The sequence below is a fragment of the Terrisporobacter petrolearius genome (assembly GCF_020748185.1).
In the GTDB taxonomy this organism is placed as follows: domain Bacteria; phylum Bacillota; class Clostridia; order Peptostreptococcales; family Peptostreptococcaceae; genus Terrisporobacter; species Terrisporobacter petrolearius.
This window is the reverse complement of the sequence record NZ_JAHZMO010000060.1, coordinates 1-15,366: the sequence shown is the minus strand read 5'-3', so window position 1 is coordinate 15,366 and position 15,366 is coordinate 1. Positions and strand designations below refer to the sequence as shown.

Below are 15,366 nucleotides of genomic sequence, written 5' to 3'. Positions count from 1 at the left end.
GAAGCAACAAAAAAATGGACCTTACCCCTTAGAAATTGGGGCAAAGTTTATGGTGAATTATCAATAATGTATGAAGGAAGACTTATTTAAAAAACAAATTATTTCTAAAAAAAACACCTTTTTACAATGTGTACTTGACATGCAATTAAATTGGAATTACATTCAAATTAAGGCATGGATACATAATTTTCATATCCATGCCTTAATAAACTTATCATAGAAAGCTATTTACAGAAAAAACTTCACAGTCTCTATAAAAAAGTTGGAGATAAGGTTTTAATTATCTCCAACTTTTATATATATTAATGATAAAGTAACTTTTTAAATTTAATACATATTCAAAGTTGTTTACTTGAACACTGATTACTTTTATTCCCTTTTCTTCAAGAGTTTTTATATCTTCACTTTCAGATCATACTATGACAGCATCTGGTTCTAGAGCTACTATTTTTTCAATATTTCCATCAACTGCTGGTAAACTCTTATCTTTTACTCTTCCATCAATTTTAGAAGTAGTTTCATATATGTCTTTTGTATCATAAGTCCATTTATCTATACCAACTACTTTGTCCTTGCAACCTAGCATATACATATCATTTAACCCACTATTAAGCAAGCAAACAACTTTTTCTACAGGAACATTTAAAGTTATGCCTTTCCCCCTAAAATCTGTTATAGTTACTTCTTTTTTTGATTTTTCACTTTCATTTCCCTCAACATTTGCCTTCTGACATCCAACTATAGAAGTTAGTGTTAACATACTTATCATCAGTATGCTCATTAGTTTTTTTCTCATAATTTCTCTCTGTTTATAATAATTAAATAAAAAAATACCACAAAAGCACCCAATTTTATCAGGATACCTTCATGGTATTATAGATTAAATAATAGCGAATATTGGTATTTATGTAAATTTTATAATATTTTTATTTCTTACCATATGTTATAAAATCACATTCTTTATTCTTTTCTTTAAATCGATCAGCAATTTTCTTTTTATCTTTTATGCTATCAGTAGTATTAATAGTAGCTAAAACACCCTCTACCATCGATGTAAATCTTTCAAAAGGAATTCCTATAGCCATTTCTTCCATTTTCCATTTTGCTAAGAATCTTGTACTTGGACATAAAGTTGATATATTCATTCTGCCTTCTAAATATGGCTCTACTGTTACTTCTGAGCATATTCCCTGCATAGATGATAATGTAGGTTTTATTCTCTCTCCTGTATGGTAAACATATCCTTGTTGAATTCTCATTGATTGATAAGGATTTATTATAAATATTACAATATCAGGAGTTATAGTAAAATCTTCAAGCGGTCCTACTGCTACTCCAAAAGTCTTTGCACCTGTTCTATATAAACCTGCAACACCGTTTCTAACTCTTCTAGCTGTTGCTACTGTTGAATACAAGTTATAAGAAAAGTACTCCTTACCAGATTCTATTCTTGTATTAGAGTCTTCTAATCCTAAGGCCGTTGTTCCTCCATCACAATTCATATGATTTAATCTAGCCTTAAAGCATCTTCCTCTTGTCGCTTTTTCAACTAAACAGCAATACGATAATTTGTCTTTAGGCTCTATCCATTGTAACTCATTGTATTCCTCTTCATCAAAAAACAACTTAACTGCTACTGGCTTTCTTTCTAAATTAACAATACAATTAAGATCCTCACAGTACTCTTTTATTAAATCATTGTTAAATTTGTCTTGAGGTAGACCGTATGATATTGACTTATGTTTGAATGGCATATTCCTGCCCCCTTTTTATATTTATGATAAAAATCTGAAACCTAAATTTGTAAGACCAATCATAGAAAAAATAATTGTAATAGAAATTACAGCAGTAATATAAAAAATAGATCCTATTATTTCATCTTTTTTTATTTCTAGCTGTCTATAATAAGTACGACTTTTGTACTTTCCAAATGCCCTAGTTTCCATAGCCATAGATATTCTCATGCCTTTTCTAACTGCTGTAGCCATCATAGGTATCACATACTTTTTCGTATTCCATATTTGTAAAAATACATTTTTATCTTCAACTACACCTCTAACCTGATAAGCATGCTTTATAATTTCAAATTCATCTTTAAAAGTAGGTAAAAATCTATATGCAGTTAAAAATGCATATGCATATTTAGGTGGTAATTTAAAATATTTTATTAATGATATAGCTAATTCTGTTGGATCTGTGGTTTTTACAAAAATAGCTGTATATACGCTTATTAATACTATTTTCAACCCTAGTCCAAGTACAGGCACTACCATTAATTCTTCTTTACTAATAAATCTTGAAAATAATATAAAACCCATAAATCCTAGAGACATTATAATGAATATTTTCACTGAATTTAATAATTCTTTTATACTTAAATCACTAAATATACATGTTGTAATTATTCCTATTAGAATTAGTGTACTTGGTAAGTATGGTTTAAATTCCAAAGATCCTATTATGGTTATAGTAAGCAAAATTAATATTTTCAAAAAAGGATTCATTCGATTTATCAATTTACTATTGTTCATTTATAGCTCTCCTTTTTTGTAGGAATAACTCTTCCACAATATCAATGTCTCTACCTTCATAAATTATTTCACCTTTATCTAGATGAATTACTTTATCACAGCAACTACTTACTAAGTCCATATCATGACTTATTATAAGGATAGATATTCCTTCTTCATTTACCTTGTACAAAAGTTCTACTAGCTCCTTCATATTATCTTTGTCCTGTCCATAAGTTGGCTCATCTAGTACTAATATTGATTGACCATTTATCATCATACTTGCCGTACTTAATCTTCTCTTTTGCCCTTGACTTAGTAAAAATGGATTGTCTTTACTATTTTTCAATAAATCAAATCTTCTTAAATACGATTTTGTCTTTTCATTTATATCCTTTTCATCTAGACCTTTAATTTCTAGACTTAAGGACAATTCTTTTTCTACAGTCATTTTAATAAATTGATGCTCTGGGTTTTGGAATACTAAGCCCATGTTCTCACCAATTTCTCTAGGGTTTAATTTATGTAATTTTTTGTTATTCAGTATTATTTGTCCTGTAAATGGTTTAATAAAGCCTATTAGTAATTTGGTTAAAGTTGATTTTCCTGCACCATTATATCCAACTAAAGCAGTTATTTCTCCTTTATTCAAAGTGAAATTAATATTATTTAACACATTGTGGTTTTTGCTATATGCATAACACAAATCTTTCACTTCAAGAACAGGATCTTTTGTACTATATTTTTTATGTTCCCTTATGGGCAATACTTGTGACTCTTTATATTTTTTTATGTATTCACATTTATCTACTATTTTTGCTATTTTATTTTCCACCTTTATTACATTGTCTATAATATGTTCAAATTCTTTGATTTTGTGTTCTATAATTATTATCGTTTTTCCCATTTCATCTCTTAGTTTTTTGATTAGATTTACTATTTCAAAAGTCGAAACAGGATCTAAATTTGCAGTAGGTTCATCCATTAAAATCAACTTTGGGTTTATAGCTAATATGGATGCTAATGCAACCTTTTGCTTTTCTCCACCAGATAATTTATTTAGTTGTCTGTATTTTAAATTGCTTATCCCAACTAAATTTAATGTATTATCTATAATACTTTCCATTTTTTTTTGATCTACATTCATATTTTCTAGGCCAAAAGCTATTTCATCTTCCACAGTAAAAGTGCACAACTGACTATCTGGATCTTGAAACATATAAGCTATGTCTCCAGATACATGTTCTGAATTTTTATTTTCTATATTTTCTCCTTGAAATAATATTTCGCCTGTCATATTTGCCTCTATCGTTTCTGGTATAACTCTAGCTAAGCACATCAAAAGAGAACTCTTCCCACATCCACTTTTTCCAGCTAATAAATTTATTGTATTTTCTTTTATATGGAAACTTATGTTATCTATCACTTTTTCATCAAAGAAAAAATCTAAAGATAAATTTTTAACTTTTAACATATCTGTCAAAATTATAAATTTCCTTTATAAGTTACATTAAATCCACTAAGGACTCCTGTTGCTTTTAATGCATTTCCTAAAGCCATAGAAAAAACACCTCCAAGAACTATTGCACTAACTACTCTAGCCGCTAACATCATCGGTATCATTCCTGCATATAAATCGAAACCAAATATAAAATAATCTCTAACTGTAACTAAGCTAGTTGCTAGTACAGCGGCTAAAGCCATGTATATAAACGAAAACTTTTTATATTTCCCCATTGCAAAGATTGCCTCTGCCCCTAAACCTTGTAATGCAGATGCTATTATTATATGTATACCATAAGGACTTCCTAACAATAAATTCATAACTCCTGTAAATAACGATCCCATTAATGCTGCTCCTGGTTTTCTAACTATAAATGCTGGTATTAAAGCTGATAAGAAGTAAATTCCTCCTATCATATCTCCTCCTAATGAACCTAAAACTGCTTGAATAGGTTGATAAATACTATCTAAACCTGTAAATACTACCCCTAAAATTGCACTTAGCATTGCAATTACTACAACTTCTTTTAATTTTAATTTTTTATTCATTGTTTACTCCTCCTTTTGTCTATTTTTGTAAATTTTACTAGTATTATAACATTGTAATTTTTTTTATACAATTTACAACATAAGGATAGATCATTGTATTTTTCTATGTTTAGAGCATCTTTATTCGTTATTTTTATGAATTATTTGTTGTTTTAATAAAATTGATACATTTAAAAATTAAAAAATAGCCAAGAAAATTCTTGGCTATTTTCATAAATATCTATCTCAAATCTTGTAAATTATTTTCTATACTCATACATCCTAAAACGCTAGGTAGAGGTAATTTTTTGGCCTCAATTCCACTTCCAAAGTCCTCTAAAGACTTTTCCATATCCTTATTATAAGTCTTCATTATACCTTCTTCTAACTCATTTAAATGAATAAACAAATATTCTTTCACGTCATCAATATTTTTCAATTTATTGATTTCTTCACCGCGTAGTATATGCTTAAATATAGCAAATCCTTCTCCTCTAGAAGTCCATATAAATATATTAAAAGTTACAAAAGATTTTTCCAAATATAATCCTGTACTAATGGAATTCATATGGTTAATATCTTCATATAAATGATGATTAAAATCAATAAACCCACTTGGTGCCACTTCATAAGTTTTATTTTCATTATACTGAATATCGCTACTTTTTAATCTTTCATGAAACTCAGAATAGTTTTCACTTGCTAATAATATTTCAGCCAACTTAGTCGCATTGGCAAATATTTTTTCTTTGTTTATAAAATTTGTCATTTTTATTCTCCTTTAGTTGTTTATTAATTTATTACAAATCCTCCATTGGAACTTATTACTTGACCTGTTATAAAATCGCCTCCATCACTGGCTAAAAATAAAGCACACTTAGCTATATCTATAGGTTTTCCAATTCTCATAAGAGGTGTTTCATACTTTAACATTTCTACTATTTCACTGTCCACATCTTTCATCATATCTGTTTCTATAACACCTGGTGCTATGGCATTTACTTGTATGTTTGATGGTCCAAGTTCTTTTGCTAGTGCTTTTGTCATTCCAATGATAGCTGCCTTTGATGTGGAATAATGAACTTCATTGGCAGAACCTACAAGTCCCCAAATAGATGATATATTAATTATTTTTCCACTATGCTGCGGTAACATATATTGTAATGCTTTTTTGGTAACATAAAAAACAGAATTTAAATTTACATTCATTACATTATGCCACTCCTCATAACTTATATCTGTAAAAAGATTATATTTACTAATACCTGCATTGTTAATTAATACATCTATTCTTTCAAACTGACCAATAGTATAGTTTACCAAAGCATTTGCTTCATTTATATTTGAAATATCTGCCTTAAAAATTCTAACACTGTAATTTTCATTTGTAAGCTCTTCAAGCAATTCCTGAGCCTCTTTTTCTGAATAATTATAGTTTATAACTACGTTATAATTGTTCTTAGCGAATAGTTTAGCCATTTCTCTTCCGATGCCTCTTGAAGCTCCTGTTATTAATGCCGTCTTTTTTGTATTCATTTTAAACCTCTTTTTTACTAATATAATTTTTACTTCTTAAGTATTTCATCTTGTTAAATCTACAATTATAATCACAACTTTTACACTGTAACTTTTTATTAGACAATGGTGAAAATCTTTCAGGGTGTCTTTTTATCATGTATTCCCATTGAATAAATGCAAAGAAAGATAGCAAAAACAAACTGTAAGACCAAAAACTTTTTATAAGTAATAAGGGCGTACAAAACATAAAATGATCCCAGTTATATATTCTACATTCATTGCAACATTTACTTTTAAAGAATAATTTATGAAAAGGACACCACACATTAACACAAAACATATCAGTCCAATAATAAATCATAAAGACTAAAAATATATATGATGTACTTAGATTGTAATTATAATAGATTATAAATAATACCACATTTAAAACTATCCATGCCACAAATACACTTCTGGCATGTTTATTATTTTTTTCTATATATTTATGTAATTTTTTTTCGTCATAATTTTCTACTGGTATATAATGTTTTAAAAACAATTTTCCATTATAAGAATGATTATTTGTATATGGAACAATTAAAATTACTGTTTCTAACATTAAGTATAACCAAATTAAATGATATAATTTTATGCTATATATTATTTTGTAGTTTAATATACTTATTATTTTATTTTTATCTACCATAAATAATATAATAAATATAATTAGTAACATGGTGCGAAAAATAAACCTAAATCTTGATTCTTTTCCCATAACTACCTCTCAATTATAAATATTATTATAAAACTTCTATATTATAACTTTAGCATTTTAAACTATATATAACAAACTTTTCTCTAGGATCTTTTTCGTATAACTTGGTTAAATTAACCTCTTTATTCAGTATAAAAGGTGTTTTGTAATCTAGAAAATCTAGGTACTCACTAGATGGATAATACATAATTATATCCATATCTCTAATATTATTTTCATATGACTCCAATATATTATCAACAACTTTTGAAAAAATCTGAATAGAAAAAGGATTAAAGAAATAAAACTTATTATCTAAGTGAGAAATTTTGTATTGTTGTGCTAAATCACAATAAAAATTTATTTTATTCATATATTTTTTATTTTTCTTTTCATAATTAATTTTATTTATCAAAGCTTCTTCATAATATCTTTCGTTAATTTCCACACCCTTTGCATATGATTGGAAATGATAATTTATATAAAAAATTAATCTCCCCATTCCACATCCAAAATCTACTATATGATCATCTTCTCTTAACTTGTAGTTTTCAAATAATTCTTCTAAAGCTATGTATATAGTTGGTTCATAAGGATGATTATGAGATGACGTGTTTTTCCAGTTTTGATTTCCTATTGTATTTATATTTAATAGTTTATCATAGTATTTTTCTTTCATATTTACTCCTATTTTATTTATTTTGATTTAAAATTATTCCCTACTAGGTATTTATGAATTCAATAAGAAGGTAATAAGTTGTACATATCTTACTATATTATAAGTTTTATTATAGATTCAAGTCTATATTAATTTCTAAATATAATTTTTTTTGTAAAATTTAATAAAGCCATTGTATAATACTCCAATGGCTTTATTACTATAATTAATTAATTTGTAATTTTAGACCTACTCCAACCTCTGTTATAGGAATAGTACTGTGAATATAACTTTTCACCTCAAAAGATGTGCAGTGACAAAGATATAGTTTATTAATATTATTATCTTCAAAATATTCTAAAGTCTTCTTGGCTCTATCGTTGTATTCACACAGATGAGTTCCCCCAATTATACCAATTACTCTGTTATCCTTGCATACTTTTTTAGCATATTCTACTATATTACAAATTCCACTATGAGAACATCCAGCAATAATAAATAAACCTTCCTTTCCTTTATAAACTAATGCTGTGTCATCGTAAATAAAATCTTTTTCATACTTATTATCTATTTCTATTTCTCCAATAGAATATCTAGGTTCAAAATCTATAGTATTTGGTATTTCTCCTAAAAAATAAATATTTTCACTTATTTTAATAGGTTCTTTACTTAATTGTATTTCTCCCATACTTTTTATTTCATTTATATCTAAAGGTGATGATATACATTGATTGTTTTTTATTTTTTTATTAAATACTAAGCTGTGTCCTACTATTTTTAGATTTGGATTTAACTTTTTATGTGCTAAATATTTAATTCCTCCCACATGATCATCATGTCCATGAGAAATTGCCAAAACATCAATATTGCATGCGCTTAGATTTAGTTTTTTCATATTTTTAATAAATACATTGGAGTATCCACAATCAAATAATATTTTTATATTTTCATCTTCAATATAAAAAGAAAGACCTGGCTCTCCTATGTAATATTCATCAATTATGGTATTATTCTCAACTAAAACTGTTAAAACCATATTACACCCCTTTATAGTTTGACTTGATTTTAAAAACATAATAGTATAAAAATAAAAATTCTTCCATGATTTATAAAAGAATTTTTATTTAATCTATAAATATTTAATTACTTCTTCTGTAAATTCATCTGTACTGGCATTCCCACCTAAATCTACTGTTAGTTTTTCTCCTTTTAAAAATACTTGTTCTAAAGCTTTTTCTATTTTTTTAGCATATTCTACTTCTCCCAAATATTTTAACATCATAATAGCTGATTGAATTATTGCTGTAGGATTAGCTATGTTTTGATTTGCAATTTGTGGTGCAGAACCATGTACTGCTTCAAAGACTGCATAATCTTTGCCTATATTTGCACCTGGAATTATTCCAAGTCCACCAACTAAACCTGAGCATAAATCAGATAGTATATCGCCATATAAATTAGGCATTACCATTACATCATATTTTTCTGGATTTAAAACAAGATTCATAGCCGCTGCATCTACAATTAAGTCATCTGAGCTTACATCATATTTTTCACTAACTTCTTTAAAAGTGTTTAAAAATAATCCATCGCTAAGCTTCATTATATTTGCTTTATGAACACCTGTTACTTTTTCTCTATTATTATCTTTTGCATATTGAAAAGCAAATTCGCAAATTCTTTCACATGCTGGCTTTGTTATTAGCTTTATACTTTCTGCTCCATAGTCTCCTATTTTGTGCTCAATCCCTGCATATAGATCCTCTGTGTTTTCTCTAACAATTACTAAATCCACATCTTCATATCTTGATTTTATTCCTTTAAAGCTTTTTATAGGTCTTAAGTTTACATATAAATCAAGACTTTGTCTTAGAGTAACATTTACACTTTTGAACCCTTTACCTACAGGTGTTGTAATTGGACCTTTTATTGCTATTTTATTTCTTTTTATTGATTCTATAACATGATCTGGAATGGGAGTATTATATTTTTCAATAAGAGCTTCACCAGCTTCTACTTCTTCCCAATCTATTTTAACTCCTGAAGCTTCTACAACCTTCACCATAGCTTTTGTAACTTCTGGACCTATTCCATCTCCTGGTATTAACGTTACTTTATACATTTTATTATATCCTCCAGTAAAATTCCTCTTATTCATATAATTAACTTTTTTTCTTTATATAAAATCATTATTTTAGCAAGTTACTTTTTCAAGTAAATTTTTAGTATAGTTTAATTTTCCTCCAGCTTTTACAACTTCCACTTCCTTAGGTGATAATTCAACTTTTGCATAAAAGCTTTCATTTTTACTATGATTTATTATTTTTACTCTGTTTTCTATTAAACAATTATATAAATCACAAATCTCCAATTTATCTTCTAAACTTATTTTTTCATAATCTTCATCACATTCAAATACCATTGGTATTATTCCACTATTGATTAAGTTAGCTTTGTGAATTCTTGCAAAACTTTTTACTAGTACTCCTTTTATTCCTAAATACAAAGGAGCTAGTGCTGCATGTTCTCTTGAAGAACCTTGACCGTAATTATCTCCTCCAACTATAAAACCACCCTTATTTTTTATGGCTCTTTGAGGAAATTCTTCGTCTACAGTATTAAAACAATAATTAGATAAATAAGGTATATTACTTCTAAATGGTAGTAATTTTGCATTTGATGGCATAATGTGGTCAGTTGTTATATTATCTTCAACCTTTAACACTACTTTTCCATTTATTGTTTCTTCTAAAGCAGTGTTTAAAGGGAAAGGTTTTATATTTGGTCCTCTTACTACCTCCACATTATTTGAACCTTCCACAGGACTAATTATCATAGAATCATCTATTATAAACTTTTTAATGTCCAAATCTTTAAAATCAACTTTCATTTCTCTTGGATCTGCAAGCTCTCCCTTTATAGCTGATACCGCTGCTACTTCAGGACTAACTAAATATATGTTAGCTGACAGAGTTCCACTTCTTCCATAAAAATTTCTGTTAAAAGTTCTAAGAGATACACTATTTGTTCCTGGTGATTGACCCATACCTATACATGGACCACATGAGTTTTCCAATATTCTAGCTCCTGCGCTAATTATATCTCCTAGAGCTCCATTCCTAGATAACATCTCCATCACTTGTCTAGAACCAGGTGCTATAACTAAACTTACATCTTCATGTACTTTTTTGCCCTTTAGAATCTGTGCTACCTTCATTAAATCTTCATAAGATGAATTAGTACAACTTCCTATTGCCACCTGATCCACTTTTATTTTTTCCAAATCTTTTACTTTTTTCACATTGTCTGGAGAATGTGGAATAGCTGCTAATGGCTCTAACTCACTTAAATTTATTATAATCTCTTCATCATATATGGCATCTTCGTCAGGACCTAATTCTTTATAATCATCTTCTCTTCCTTGTGCCTTAAAAAATTCAAAAGTTTTTTCATCACTTGGAAAAATTGAAGTAGTGGCACCAAGTTCTGCACCCATATTTGTTATTGTAGCTCTTTGTGGAACAGATAAGTATTTTACACCTTCTCCTGAGTATTCAAATACTTTTCCTACTCCGCCTTTTACACTACATTGTCTTAAAACTTCTAAGATAATATCTTTAGATGAAGTCATGTATGGAAGTCTTCCAATTAAGTTTACCTTTACCACTTTTGGCGCTTTAATACTATAAGCATTACCTGCCATGGCAAGGGATACATCCAGTCCTCCAGCTCCAATGGCAATCATTCCCACACCACCTGCTGTTGGTGTATGACTATCTGATCCTAATAATGTATGTCCAGGTGTGGAAAATCTTTCTAAGAAAACTTGATGACATATTCCATTACCTGGTTTAGAAAAATATATTCCGTGTTTTTTTGCCACTGTTTGAATATATTTATGATCATCTGCATTTTCGAATCCTTGTTGTAACATATTATGATCTACAAATGCTACACTTCTTTTAGTTTTTACCTTATCAATATCCATAGCTTCCAGTTGTAAATAAGCCATTGTACCTGTTGAATCTTGAGTTAAAGTTTGATCTATTTTTATTGATACGAAATTTTCTGGTATTAATTCACCTTCCACTAAGTGTTTTTTCAATATTTTATACGTTAAATTATCTCCCACTGTATATCCTCCCATATTTGCTAATAAAATTCATATTACTAAATAACACTTCTATTATTTTTTAAATCTTTATATATTGCCACAAGTTCCTTATCAAATAAATTTCGCTTCATTCTAACAGAAGTTTGTCTTACAAGTTCTAGCATAGCTTCTGCTTCATCTTGAGAAAGGTCTATAGCATATTCTTCAAACTTATTAATTATGGCAGCTTTTCCTGAATGTTTCCCTATTACGATTTGTCTTTCTAAACCTACCTCACTTGGATCAAAAGCTTCATAGTTTTTAGGGTTTTTCATTGCACCATCAGCATGTATTCCTGATTCATGTCTAAACATATTTATTCCAACTATAGCTTTCCAATCAGGTAATTGTCTACCAGATGCTTGTGAAACATATTTTGAAATTTCTCTAAATCTTGTAGTATCAATATCAGTTTCATATCCATAAACAAATTTTAGAGCCATAATAACTTCCTCCAAGGCAGCATTTCCTGCTCTTTCTCCTAAACCATTAACTGTTACTCCTATATGATTTGCCCCACCTACAATTCCTGCTATAGCATTAGCTGTAGCCATGCCGAAGTCATTGTGTGTATGCATTTCTATATCAAAGTTTGTAGCCTTGTGTATTTTTTCTATTGTTTCTCTTATTGTAAAAGGTTCCATAACTCCCACTGTATCACAATATCTAAATCTATCTGCTCCTGCTTCTTTAGCTAAATTAATAAATTCAATTAAAAAATCTGTGTCAGCTCTAGAAGCATCTTCTCCATTAACAGATATATATAATCCATTCTTTTTTGCATAAGTTACTGCATTATACATATTATCTAAAACCCATTGTCTAGATTTTTTGAGTTTATGCTCAATATGAATATCTGAAACAGATAAAGATATGGCTACTGCATCAACACCACAATCTATAGACTGTTCTATATCTGTAATAACTGCTCTATTCCAAGCCATAATACTAGAATTTAAATTTCTCTTACATATTGCCTTTATTGTTGCCTTTTCATCACCACCCATAGTAGGTATTCCAACTTCTAATTGATCAATTCCCATATCACTTAAAGTTTGAGCTATAGTCACTTTTTCATGATTGGCAAAAGCAACACCTGCAGTTTGTTCACCATCTCTAAGAGTAGTGTCTACAATTTTTATTTCTTTTTCTTTTATCTTATCTAGCACACACATATCCAGTTCCCCCTTTTAATTATATCTGCATTATTAATTCATTATTTTTCAATTATATGAAATAACACAAAATTTTTTCTTTGACAATTATCGCTTATTCACAGTTTATAAGTCATTTAAATTTAATTTAATTATAATACGCTTTTCTATATTTTGCATTATTTTTTTTAAAACTTGCATAATTAATTAAAAATCAAAGTGTTTCATCTTTAAATTCTTAATTTGCTTTATTTTAATATACAATAGCTTCTCTAATTTTTATAAACAAAATTTACTTATCTAAGTTTACTAATTGATTAATACTTAAATATCAAAAAAAGGATAATAAAATTTATTATCCTTTATATACTTTAAACTCAATTCAATCACAGGCCTTTGCAGTATCTTTTATAAAATCCCTTTTACCATATGAACTATCTGGTGGGATAAATATTGCATAGGTGCTTTCATCTATAATTGCAACCTTAAAATAACATCTAGTTCTTATTGAATTTTATTCATTAATATTTTATTTTTAAAAAACAAAAAGCCCCTTAGTTATAAACTAAGAGGCAAATATCCGCCGTACCACTCTAATTGTTAACAATATTAATCATTTAGGCATATAACCAATTATTATACTTCCTTTTCTCTCTTATTCACTGAATTTATCATATTTTTATTAATAAAAGCAAGTGTTGGACTCATTGTCAAATAGCAACCATGGAATGCATCAAATATACTTGTTTTGCCTAGTACATTTTCCCCTTTTATATTTGTAACCTTAGCAAAGTCTATGCTTAGGCTTGATATTCCTTTGAAGTTATTTATTTCTATTTTATTTAAAGTTATTGATTTCATTTTTCCTCAAATTCGTGGTATAATAATACCCTCAATCAAAATTTTTTTACTTGGAATTTAGTCTATTCGCAGTAGGCTCTTTTCTTCTTTTGCACAATTAATATCTAGTAATATTTCTTCTAGAAAATCCGCTTGCTTAGTATAATCCTCTAATCTAACTCTGTATATTTTTCTATTTCCTCTTTGTACATTGCATTCTTACCTTTTTCTGCTATATATGCTGCATTTCTAAGATTGTTTGTTTTGCATTGCATCTTTTCAATTACAGCATCTTGATTTAACCATTCCATGTTAAATCTCCTTGTTTGTTTGAATTAAATAATGTTTACCAGTATTAATATCTTTCACTGATAATATAGGACCTAACTTTTCATGCTTATAAACTACTATTCATAAATTGTTTTTCTCGTACATAAATTGTATTAAGTCTAATAGAAGGGTGGTGATTTTATGAAACACTACTATTTCAGCAACTTCGTAGATGCCAACGGCAGACATGAAATTTATGCCGAAGATAATCCTTACATACCTCCTTTATTAAGTAGAACTTATATCGGTTATTTTAATAACTGCAATGACGCACTACAGAAAGCAATATCCCTATATCCAGAAAAATCATTTACTTGTTGTCCTTTGTACCCTCGATGCTAATTTTATATCAATAGACTAAGGTAATTTTTAGTCTATTGATTAATATTTTTTACTCATTAGTTGCACACTCCTTGTAAGGTTTTATTTGTAGCACACCATCCAAGAATATAATTTCCATTTTAGAATTTGATTTTAAGAAATAATAAAGATAGCACAAGCACTAAAACTAAACCCTTGTGAATTAGGTGCTGGTTTATTAATAAAGAATTAAATAGAGTTGAATTTTCAAAAGAATTAGAGGTGTTTCAAATTGGACAATATTAAAAGTACTTTTATTAGAAAAAGAGGTAATAACTACAATGTATATATAGAATATGTAGATAAAGATACCGGAAAATTAAAACAAAAAAGTATTGCTAAATATGGATTAAAGAAAAAAGCAGAAAGACACTTGATACAAATAAAAGCCCATATACAAAATAAAAAATATATAATTAGTAAAGATGTAACTATAGTAGATTTTGAATTACCCATATTTCTTATAGCTCTTTTAGGCCTTAGAAAAGGCGAAGTTTGCGGTCTTACATGGGATAATATATACTTTAATAATGATACTGTGAGTGCCGATAAAATATATATATAATTAATTTTTAAAACTCCTAAAACAAAGGTTAGTAAGCATACTTTAAGCACTCCAACTGTGCTTATGAAGAAATTAGAAAAAGAAAAAACAAAGCAAGAAAAACTCGAAAAACAAGATATATTAGATAATGAATATAATTTAGTTTGTTTAAATAGACAAATAGAAACGTACAAAGGTGATGATCTAAATAGATACTTTAGAAAATTTTGTAAGTGATAATTTAACTAATTTATTATTTAAAGAAAAGTAAACAGGTAATTAATTACATTTAAAAACACGTCCGGCAATTGTCAGCACGAACTAAAATGTCAGTTAATTGACAGTATAAAACTTGCCAAATATTACAAAATCATATTAATAAAAGCAAGTGCTGGATTCATTTTTTAGGGAATGTAAAATAAAGTGTGTAAGTTGACAAGATTGTTGTCAGCTTATGCACTTTTTTGATTATAGAGTGTGATACCATTAAGGAAAGGAACTTAAAAAGATGAGGTATGATACTATGGTTAGA

Annotated in this window: 17 protein-coding genes; 2 read left to right on the top strand and 15 right to left on the bottom strand. The window is 28.1% G+C overall.

Going from position 1 to position 15,366, the window contains the following annotated elements:
• Positions 1–412: 412 nt before the first annotated feature.
• The 15 genes from K0040_RS18450 to K0040_RS18380 form a co-directional block, all read right to left on the bottom strand.
• Entirely contained in the window at positions 413–796 is a 384-nt protein-coding gene (locus tag K0040_RS18450) for a TroA family protein (protein ID WP_228110194.1), read from the bottom strand.
• Positions 797–926: 130 nt separating this feature from the next.
• Positions 927–1,754, bottom strand: coding sequence for a DUF169 domain-containing protein (locus K0040_RS18445; protein ID WP_228110193.1), 828 nt, complete (start codon positions 1,752–1,754; stop codon positions 927–929).
• Between the two features lie 21 nt (positions 1,755–1,775).
• Entirely contained in the window at positions 1,776–2,531 is a 756-nt protein-coding gene (locus K0040_RS18440; protein WP_228110192.1) for an energy-coupling factor transporter transmembrane component T family protein, read from the bottom strand.
• Positions 2,521–3,984, bottom strand: a complete 1,464-nt coding sequence (locus K0040_RS18435) for an ABC transporter ATP-binding protein (RefSeq protein ID WP_228110191.1) — start codon at positions 3,982–3,984, stop codon at positions 2,521–2,523. Before K0040_RS18435 ends, K0040_RS18440 begins: the two co-directional genes overlap by 11 nt.
• An 11-nt stretch (positions 3,985–3,995) precedes the next feature.
• Entirely contained in the window at positions 3,996–4,562 is a 567-nt protein-coding gene (locus K0040_RS18430) for an ECF transporter S component (RefSeq protein ID WP_228110190.1), read from the bottom strand.
• A gap of 220 nt (positions 4,563–4,782) precedes the next feature.
• Positions 4,783–5,310 (bottom strand): hypothetical protein, encoded by a 528-nt coding sequence (locus K0040_RS18425; RefSeq protein ID WP_228110189.1) that lies wholly within the window; start codon positions 5,308–5,310, stop codon positions 4,783–4,785.
• Positions 5,311–5,333: 23 nt separating this feature from the next.
• The gene (ymfI, locus tag K0040_RS18420; RefSeq protein ID WP_228110188.1) at positions 5,334–6,077 is read right to left on the bottom strand and encodes an elongation factor P 5-aminopentanone reductase; all 744 of its coding nucleotides are present in this window, start codon (positions 6,075–6,077) and stop codon (positions 5,334–5,336) included.
• 1 nt (position 6,078) lies between these two features.
• On the bottom strand, positions 6,079–6,816 hold the full coding sequence (locus tag K0040_RS18415; RefSeq protein ID WP_228110187.1) for a hypothetical protein: 738 nt from the start codon (positions 6,814–6,816) through the stop codon (positions 6,079–6,081).
• A 49-nt stretch (positions 6,817–6,865) separates the two neighbouring features.
• Positions 6,866–7,474, bottom strand: a complete 609-nt coding sequence (locus tag K0040_RS18410; RefSeq protein WP_228110186.1) for a class I SAM-dependent methyltransferase — start codon at positions 7,472–7,474, stop codon at positions 6,866–6,868.
• Positions 7,475–7,679: 205 nt separating this feature from the next.
• On the bottom strand, positions 7,680–8,489 hold the full coding sequence (locus K0040_RS18405) for an MBL fold metallo-hydrolase (RefSeq protein WP_228110185.1): 810 nt from the start codon (positions 8,487–8,489) through the stop codon (positions 7,680–7,682).
• Positions 8,490–8,582: 93 nt separating this feature from the next.
• On the bottom strand, positions 8,583–9,575 hold the full coding sequence (locus tag K0040_RS18400; RefSeq protein WP_228110184.1) for an isocitrate dehydrogenase (NAD(+)): 993 nt from the start codon (positions 9,573–9,575) through the stop codon (positions 8,583–8,585).
• A 72-nt stretch (positions 9,576–9,647) separates the two neighbouring features.
• On the bottom strand, positions 9,648–11,585 hold the full coding sequence (locus tag K0040_RS18395; protein WP_228110183.1) for an aconitate hydratase: 1,938 nt from the start codon (positions 11,583–11,585) through the stop codon (positions 9,648–9,650).
• A 38-nt stretch (positions 11,586–11,623) separates the two neighbouring features.
• Positions 11,624–12,781 (bottom strand): homocitrate synthase, encoded by a 1,158-nt coding sequence (nifV, locus tag K0040_RS18390; RefSeq protein WP_228110182.1) that lies wholly within the window; start codon positions 12,779–12,781, stop codon positions 11,624–11,626.
• A gap of 615 nt (positions 12,782–13,396) precedes the next feature.
• Positions 13,397–13,621 (bottom strand): DUF2813 domain-containing protein, encoded by a 225-nt coding sequence (locus K0040_RS18385; protein ID WP_228110181.1) that lies wholly within the window; start codon positions 13,619–13,621, stop codon positions 13,397–13,399.
• Positions 13,622–13,770: 149 nt separating this feature from the next.
• Complete coding sequence (locus K0040_RS18380) at positions 13,771–13,911, bottom strand: hypothetical protein (protein ID WP_228110180.1); 141 nt, start codon at positions 13,909–13,911, stop codon at positions 13,771–13,773.
• 611 nt (positions 13,912–14,522) lie between these two features.
• Here K0040_RS18380 and K0040_RS18375 point away from each other — a divergent pair.
• Together K0040_RS18375 and K0040_RS18370 are read left to right on the top strand one after the other, a co-directional pair.
• On the top strand, positions 14,523–14,855 hold the full coding sequence (locus K0040_RS18375) for a site-specific integrase (RefSeq protein WP_228110179.1): 333 nt from the start codon (positions 14,523–14,525) through the stop codon (positions 14,853–14,855).
• A 63-nt stretch (positions 14,856–14,918) separates the two neighbouring features.
• Positions 14,919–15,071, top strand: coding sequence for a hypothetical protein (locus K0040_RS18370; RefSeq protein ID WP_228110178.1), 153 nt, complete (start codon positions 14,919–14,921; stop codon positions 15,069–15,071).
• Positions 15,072–15,366 lie beyond the last annotated feature (295 nt).

Excerpts from the sequence above, each read along its gene's own strand:
- K0040_RS18415 (WP_228110187.1), bottom strand. The coding sequence starts at position 6,816 with ATGGGAAAAGAATCAAGATTTAGGTTTATTTTTCGCACCATGTTACTA.
- nifV (WP_228110182.1), bottom strand. The coding sequence starts at position 12,781 with ATGTGTGTGCTAGATAAGATAAAAGAAAAAGAAATAAAAATTGTAGAC.
- K0040_RS18425 (WP_228110189.1), bottom strand. The coding sequence starts at position 5,310 with ATGACAAATTTTATAAACAAAGAAAAAATATTTGCCAATGCGACTAAG.
- K0040_RS18370 (WP_228110178.1), top strand. The coding sequence starts at position 14,919 with ATGAAGAAATTAGAAAAAGAAAAAACAAAGCAAGAAAAACTCGAAAAA.
- K0040_RS18450 (WP_228110194.1), bottom strand. The coding sequence starts at position 796 with ATGAGAAAAAAACTAATGAGCATACTGATGATAAGTATGTTAACACTA.
- K0040_RS18400 (WP_228110184.1), bottom strand. The coding sequence starts at position 9,575 with ATGTATAAAGTAACGTTAATACCAGGAGATGGAATAGGTCCAGAAGTT.
- ymfI (WP_228110188.1), bottom strand. The coding sequence starts at position 6,077 with ATGAATACAAAAAAGACGGCATTAATAACAGGAGCTTCAAGAGGCATC.
- K0040_RS18410 (WP_228110186.1), bottom strand. The coding sequence starts at position 7,474 with ATGAAAGAAAAATACTATGATAAACTATTAAATATAAATACAATAGGA.
- K0040_RS18385 (WP_228110181.1), bottom strand. The coding sequence starts at position 13,621 with ATGAAATCAATAACTTTAAATAAAATAGAAATAAATAACTTCAAAGGA.
- K0040_RS18445 (WP_228110193.1), bottom strand. The coding sequence starts at position 1,754 with ATGCCATTCAAACATAAGTCAATATCATACGGTCTACCTCAAGACAAA.
- K0040_RS18405 (WP_228110185.1), bottom strand. The coding sequence starts at position 8,489 with ATGGTTTTAACAGTTTTAGTTGAGAATAATACCATAATTGATGAATAT.
- K0040_RS18380 (WP_228110180.1), bottom strand. The coding sequence starts at position 13,911 with ATGGAATGGTTAAATCAAGATGCTGTAATTGAAAAGATGCAATGCAAA.
- K0040_RS18435 (WP_228110191.1), bottom strand. The coding sequence starts at position 3,984 with ATGTTAAAAGTTAAAAATTTATCTTTAGATTTTTTCTTTGATGAAAAA.
- K0040_RS18430 (WP_228110190.1), bottom strand. The coding sequence starts at position 4,562 with ATGAATAAAAAATTAAAATTAAAAGAAGTTGTAGTAATTGCAATGCTA.
- K0040_RS18440 (WP_228110192.1), bottom strand. The coding sequence starts at position 2,531 with ATGAACAATAGTAAATTGATAAATCGAATGAATCCTTTTTTGAAAATA.